Raw genomic sequence first — 6,399 nt, 5'->3', positions numbered from 1 at the left:
GTCAGGCACCGCGGCTTGCTCCTTCGTCGCGTACGCCGCGGCGCCTGACCGGCGGCCCGGCCGCGAACCGCCGCTTCGCGGCGATCCCTCCTCAGGGTCGGGATGTGGTGGTCGGGTGTGCTTGTCATGGCGGGATCGGGTTTGTCGGGGTGGTGACCTACCCTCGGTGGGGTGACCACTGGATCGCCTGCCGGGCCGGACCGGATGCTCACCCGGATCGGGGGTTTGCTGCGCAAGGCCGAGTCCACCGACAACGCGCACGAGGCCGAGGCGTTCCTGGCGGCGGCGCAGCGGTTGGCCACCAAGTCCTCCATCGATCTGGCGGTGGCGCGCTCGCACGTCACGCAGCGGGAGCGCAGGTCGGCGCCGGTGCAGCGGATCGTTCCGATCGGGGAGCCGGGGCGGAAGGGGCTGCGGACCTATGTGCAGCTGTTCGTCGCCATCGCGGCCGCCAATGATGTGCGCTGCGATGTCGCCCGCAGCTCCGCGCAGGTTTACGCCTACGGGTTCGCCGCCGATATCGACGCCTGCGAGGCGCTCTACGCGAGTCTGCTGATCCAGATGGTGCGGGCCTCGGATCACTACATCAAGTCCGGGGCCTATCGCGAGGCGACGGTGGTCAAGGTGGTCACCGAGAAACGGCTGGGGCGCACCGTGCGGCGCAAGGTCGACGCGCCGGTCGCGGGGGTGACCGCCCGGCTGAACTTCCAGATGGCCTTCGCCGCGCGGGTCGGTGCCCGGCTGGCGGAGGTGAAGGCCGAGGTCGTGGCCGAGGAATCCGCCGCGGTCTCGACCGGCACCGCGCTGGCTCTGCGCGACAAAGAAGTAGCCCTCACCGATTTCTATACCGCGACTTCCGAGGCGCGCGGTACCTGGCGTGGCCCGCAGACGTCCACCGGGCACTCCGCCGCGGCTCGCCGCGCGGGTGACCGGGCGGGGCGATCGGCGCGATTGGGCACGTCACCGGAGCTGCCCGCGGCCAAGGGAAAGCTCGGCCGGTGAGCGCGGCTGGGGCGGGCGTCCCTGCCGCGAACGATGGCCGCGCGACGAAGTCGGGCCATCGTGCCGGATGAGGTGCGTGCCCGCGACACCCAGCGGGCGAAGGTCTACGACGCGGAGCAGTTGGTGCGCGGGGTATTCGACCGCGCGGACGAATCCGGCCATCGCGGTATCGATATATACGGCTCGCAGTTGACGCTGCCCGTCGAGCGGAAATTCGCGTCGGTCGAATCGGTGCAGTCCTATGCCGACAGAGTGCTGGCCTTGAATTGGGTGCGCGCGCGATGGGACCGCGCGGCGGAACCGATTCTGGTCCGCGCCAGGTCGGGTGCCTCGGCCGCGCACTACGAGCCGGAGTCAGCGGTCATGGCTGTTCCGCTGCACACCGGCTCGCGTGCCTGGGCCCTGCGTGAGCTGGTCGTTCTGCACGAAATCGCCCACCATCTGTCCCCGCCCGCGGGCGAGGCGCCGCACGGTCCCGAATTCTGTACCCGCTACCTGGAATTGGTCGACGGTGTGATCGGCCCCGAAGCCGCCCTGCTCATCCGGGCGACATTCTCCGGCTGCGGCGTCCGTTTCGGCTGAACCCGGCGATCAGTCCTCGGCGACGCGGACCTCGACCTCGATATTGCCGCGGGTGGCATTGGAATACGGGCACACCTGGTGAGCCTGGTCGGCCAGCGCCTGGGCGTCCTCGCGGGACAGGTGCGGCAGCGAGACCTCCAGGGTGACGGCGAGCTCGAAGCCGCCCTTGTCGTTCGGCCCGATCGAAACCTGGGCGCCGACAGCCGAATCCGCGATATTCGCGCCCGCCTTCTTGCCGACCAGGCGCAGCGCGGAGTGGAAGCAGGCCGCGTACCCGGCGGCGAAGAGCTGTTCGGGGTTGGTGCCGGCGCCGTCGCCGCCCATCTCCTTCGGCGGTGCCAGCACCACGTCGAGCTTGCCGTCGGTGGTGCGCGCGGTGCCGGTGCGGCCTTCGCCGCTGGCCAGGGCTTCGGCGGTGTAGAGGACCTGCATGGGAGCTCTCATTTCTCTGTGAGGGTGTCGGTGAGTTTGCGTAGCAGTGCGCGCAGGGCGACGACCTCCGCGCCGGACAACCCGGCGAGCTGGGCCATCTCGGCCGGGATGGCGCACGCCTCGGCGCGCACGGCCCGCCCGCGTTCGGTGAGCACGATGTCGACGCGCCGCTCGTCGGCGGCCGCCCGCCTCCGTTCGACGTACCCCGTCGCCTCCAGTCGCTTGAGCAGCGGAGACAGGGTCCCCGAGTCCAGGTCGAGCGCCGTCCCGAGCTCGCCGACACTGCGTGCGTCGCGCTCCCAGAGCGCGAGCATCACCAGATACTGCGGATAGGTCAGCCCGAGCCGTTCCAGCTTGGGCCGGTAGACCGCCGTCATCGCCCGCGAGGCCGCGTACAGGGGAAAGCACAGCTGCTCGTCGAGGGTGAGTCCATCGGTCATGCCAACACGGTAGCGCACAATTAAGTTGTGCACAACCTAGTGCGGCTCACCTCTCGTCGAGCAGCGCGCGCACGCGTTCGTAGCGCCGCGACCACCAGTCGACCCGCTCGGGATCGGGGTGACGGTACTTCTCCAGCAGGGCGGGGTCCGGTTCCGGCGGCACAGTGGGGACGGGGAGCCACCCGTCCACCGGTAGCAGGGACTCCGTGACGAGGTCGCCCTCGAACAGCGCGACAGTGCCCAGACCACAGGCGAATTCGAGCGAGGGCAGCACACCGGCCAGCGCCAGCTGGGCCGAGAGACCGATGCTGGTCTCCAACGCCGACGACACCACCGTCGGCAACCCCGCCGCCTCGGCCACCGCGGCCGCCCGCCGCACCCCGCCCAGCGGCGTGCATTTCAGCACCGCCACATCGGCGGCCCCGGCCACCGCCACCCGCATCGGGTCCTCGGCCCGCCGGATCGACTCGTCCGCCGCGATCGGCACCGACACCCGCCGCCGCACCTCGGCCAGCTCCTCGACGGTCGCGCACGGCTGCTCCACATACTGCAAACCGCCTGCGGCCCGGTCGATCTCACCGATGTGCCGCACCGCCGTCGCCACATTCCACACCGCGTTCGCGTCGACCCGGATCGCCCCGTCCCCGATCGCCTCCCGCACCGCCGCCACCCGCGCGAGATCCTCACCCAGCGACTCCGGATGATCAGCGACCTTCACTTTCGCTGTCGCGCAACCGGATTTGCGAACTATCCGCGCCGCCCGTACCGGATCAACCGCGGGCACCGTGCAATTCACCGGAATCCGGTCCCGCACCGGCGCGGGCCACCCGACCTCCGCCTGCTCCACCGCCGTCGCCAACCACCCCGCGGCCTCCCGATCCCCGTACTCGGTGAACGCGCAGAACTCACCCCATCCCCGAGCTCCCCGGATCAGCATCCCCTCACGCACGGTGATCCCTCGAAACCGCGTACGCAGCGGAATCGCGTAAACGAACGTATCGGCGCCCATCGCCCGATCGTACGAGGATGGATTCAGAGCCGTTCGTAGATGGTGGCGTTGGCCAGCCCGCCCGCTTCGCACATCGTCTGGAGCCCGTACCGCGCCTCACGCTGATGCAGCGCGTGCACCAGCGTGGTCGCCAACCGGGCACCGGAGGCGCCCAGCGGATGACCGAGCGCGATGGCCCCACCGTTGACATTGACCCGGCTCATGTCGGCACCGGTGTCCTGCGCCCAGGCCAGCACGACCGGCGAGAACGCCTCGTTGATCTCGACCAGGTCGATATCGGCCAGCGTCAACCCGGCCCGCCGCAGCACCTTCTCGGTCGCGGGGATCACCGCGGTGAGCATGAGCAGCGGGTCGTCCCCGGCGACGGCGAAACTGTGCACCCGCGCCAGCGGCCGCAGGCCCAGCTGGGCGGCGCGTTCGCTGGTCATGATGAGAACCGCGGCGCTGCCGTCGCTGACCTGGCTGGCCGAGGCCGCGGTGATCTCCCAGCCGATCTGCGGGAACCGGGCCGCCATCGCGGGGTCGTAGTAGGCGGGCTTCAGCGCGCCCAGGGTGTCGAGGGTGCTGCCGGTGCGGATGCCCTCGTCGGCGGAAAGGCCGTGCAGCGGAGCGAGTTCGGCGGCGAAGAGGCCGTCCTTGGTAGCGCGGGCGGCCTTTTCGTGGCTGCCGAGAGCGAATTCGTCGAGCTGGGTGCGCGACAGGCCCCAGCGCGCCGCGATCAGTTCGGCGCTGATCCCCTGCGGCACCAGGTCCTCGGGGTACCGCTCGGCGAAGCCGACCCCGGAGATATCGGTCGCCCCGATGACATTGGCGCCCATGGGAACCCGTCCCATCGACTCCACTCCGGCGGCCACCACGATGTCGTAGGCCCCCGCGATCACACCCTGCGCGGCGAAATGGATCGCCTGCTGGCTGCTGCCGCACTGCCGGTCGACGGTGGTGGCGGGTACCGATTCGGGATACCCGGCGGCCAGTGCCGCGCGCCGGGTCATGTTCACCCCCTGCTCGCCCACCTGAGTGACCACCCCGCCGATCACGTCGTCGACCAGCGCTGGATCGATCCCGCTGCGTTCGATCACCGCGCGCAGGCTGTGCGCGAGCAGGTCGACCGGGTGGACGTCGTGGAGTGCGCCGGAGGGCTTGCCTCGGCCGATGGGGGTGCGTACCGCTTCGACGATGACCGCGTCGCGCATGGGAGGAATCCTTCCCTCTAGCTCAAGTGAACAATAGTCAGAGTAGGCGCTAACTATCATCAGCTCAAGTCAGAAATGGGTATGATGTCCGATATGGCAGCCGTGATGGAAGGACCCCTGGCCGATCTGAACCGGTGGAACACCGAGGGCTGTTCCATCGCCAGAGCCATGGACCTGATCGGCACCCGCTCGGCGATGCTCATCCTGCGCGAGGCCTACTACGGCACCCGCCGCTTCGACGGTTTCGCCCGCCGCGTCGGCATCACCGACGCCGCCGCGGCCGCCCAGCTCCGCAAACTCACCGCGGCCGGACTCCTGGAAAAGTGCCCCTACCAGGAGGAAGGCAAACGTACCCGGCACGAATACGTGCTCACCACGATGGGCCGCGATCTGCTGCCCGCCGTGGTCGCGCTGTGGCAGTGGGGCGACACCTACCTCCAGCCCGGCCCGCCGCCGCTGCTGCGCGTCGACGCCGAGACCGGCGAGCCGGTCACCGTCGACCTGCGCACCGCCGACGGCAAACCGGTCGACCTGGAACAGCTGACGGTGCGCGTCAACGAGGACTACCTGCGCGCCCGCAAACGCCCCGAAGACTGACCCGGCCCACGGCCCATCGCCGCGGGCCGGAGGTCCTCAGCGCAGCCGGGCGCCGGTCTCGGGGTGGAAGAAGTACACGTGCTCGGGATCGGCGGTGAGCTCGAGCTGCTCGCCCTTGGCTGGGGGATTTCGCCAATCCACCCGCGCCACAATGGATTCCCCGGTCTGCCCGCTCGCCCCCTCGGACAGCGCGCGCCCGTAGACGTAGGCGTCGGAGCCGAGTTCCTCGACAACGTCCACCTCCATCCGCAGACCACCCGAACCCACCTCCAGGTGCTCCGGCCGGATACCGAGCACCACCGACCCCTCGGCCGCGTCCGCCGCCGCGCGCGGCACCTTGAACGGGGATCCACCGATGGTGACGGCACCGTCGGTCACCGGCAGCGTGAACAGGTTCATCGCGGGCGAGCCCATGAACCCGGCCACGAACATGTTCGCCGGGTCGCGGTAGAGGTCGCGCGGTGACGCGCACTGCTGCAACAGCCCGTCCTTGAGCACGGCCACCCGGTCGCCCATGGTCATCGCCTCGACCTGGTCGTGGGTCACGTACACCGTGGTGGTGCCCAGGCGACGCTGGAGCTGGGCGATCTGGGTGCGGGTCTGCACGCGCAGCTTGGCGTCGAGGTTCGACAGCGGCTCGTCCATCAGGAACACCTGCGGCTGGCGCACGATCGCGCGGCCCATCGCCACGCGCTGACGCTGACCGCCCGAGAGCGCCTTGGGCTTGCGGTCCAGGTACTGCTCGAGATCGAGCAGCTTGGCCGCCTCGAGCACCCGCTCGTCGCGTTCGGCCTTGGCCACCTTGGCCAGCTTCAGCGCGAAACCCATGTTCTCCGCCACTGACATGTGCGGGTAGAGCGCGTAGTTCTGGAACACCATCGCGATGTCGCGATCCTTGGGTTCGGCGTGGGTCACGTCGTCCTCGCCGATGAGGATGCGTCCGCCGTTGACCTCCTCGAGGCCCGCCAGCATGCGCAGCGAGGTGGATTTGCCGCAGCCCGACGGCCCGACGAGGACCAGGAACTCGCCGTCGGCGATCTCCAGGTCGAGGGCGTCGACGGCGGGTCGGTTCGCGCCGGCGTAGAGCCGGGTGGCGCGGTCGAAGGTCACGGTAGCCATGCGTAGATCAGTCATCCCATCCCGG

Annotated in this window: 8 protein-coding genes; 3 read left to right on the top strand and 5 right to left on the bottom strand. The window is 69.9% G+C overall.

Going from position 1 to position 6,399, the window contains the following annotated elements:
* The first annotated feature begins 204 nt into the window (after positions 1–204).
* A complete protein-coding gene (locus ACWEMY_RS25400; protein ID WP_452392028.1) occupies positions 205–1,002 on the top strand; it encodes a DUF2786 domain-containing protein in 798 nt (265 codons plus the stop codon).
* 60 nt (positions 1,003–1,062) lie between these two features.
* Positions 1,063–1,584 carry a TIGR04338 family metallohydrolase gene (locus ACWEMY_RS25395; protein WP_452392023.1) on the top strand — a complete coding sequence of 174 codons (522 nt, stop codon included), beginning with the start codon at positions 1,063–1,065 and terminating at the stop codon, positions 1,582–1,584.
* 9 nt (positions 1,585–1,593) lie between these two features.
* On the opposite strand, the gene ACWEMY_RS25390 is transcribed toward ACWEMY_RS25395, so the two are convergent.
* The 4 genes from ACWEMY_RS25390 to ACWEMY_RS25375 are packed head-to-tail and all read right to left on the bottom strand — an operon-like array spanning position 1,594 to position 4,658.
* Complete coding sequence (locus ACWEMY_RS25390; protein WP_452392022.1) at positions 1,594–2,016, bottom strand: organic hydroperoxide resistance protein; 423 nt, start codon at positions 2,014–2,016, stop codon at positions 1,594–1,596.
* Positions 2,017–2,024: 8 nt separating this feature from the next.
* Positions 2,025–2,456, bottom strand: coding sequence for a MarR family winged helix-turn-helix transcriptional regulator (locus ACWEMY_RS25385; protein WP_452392021.1), 432 nt, complete (start codon positions 2,454–2,456; stop codon positions 2,025–2,027).
* 46 nt (positions 2,457–2,502) lie between these two features.
* Positions 2,503–3,465, bottom strand: a complete 963-nt coding sequence (locus ACWEMY_RS25380) for an o-succinylbenzoate synthase (RefSeq protein ID WP_452392020.1) — start codon at positions 3,463–3,465, stop codon at positions 2,503–2,505.
* A gap of 23 nt (positions 3,466–3,488) precedes the next feature.
* Positions 3,489–4,658, bottom strand: coding sequence for a thiolase family protein (locus ACWEMY_RS25375; protein WP_452392019.1), 1,170 nt, complete (start codon positions 4,656–4,658; stop codon positions 3,489–3,491).
* A gap of 81 nt (positions 4,659–4,739) precedes the next feature.
* Here ACWEMY_RS25375 and ACWEMY_RS25370 point away from each other — a divergent pair, with 81 nt between their 5' ends.
* A complete protein-coding gene (locus ACWEMY_RS25370; protein WP_452392018.1) occupies positions 4,740–5,255 on the top strand; it encodes a winged helix-turn-helix transcriptional regulator in 516 nt (171 codons plus the stop codon).
* Between the two features lie 36 nt (positions 5,256–5,291).
* Here ACWEMY_RS25370 and ACWEMY_RS25365 read toward each other — a convergent pair whose 3' ends face one another.
* Positions 5,292–6,374 carry an ABC transporter ATP-binding protein gene (locus ACWEMY_RS25365; protein ID WP_375931695.1) on the bottom strand — a complete coding sequence of 361 codons (1,083 nt, stop codon included), beginning with the start codon at positions 6,372–6,374 and terminating at the stop codon, positions 5,292–5,294.
* Positions 6,375–6,399 lie beyond the last annotated feature (25 nt).

This window comes from Nocardia sp. NPDC004415 (assembly GCF_053602435.1).
Note: the sequence above shows the minus strand (reverse complement) of the source record. Positions and strands in the feature narration are given on the sequence as shown.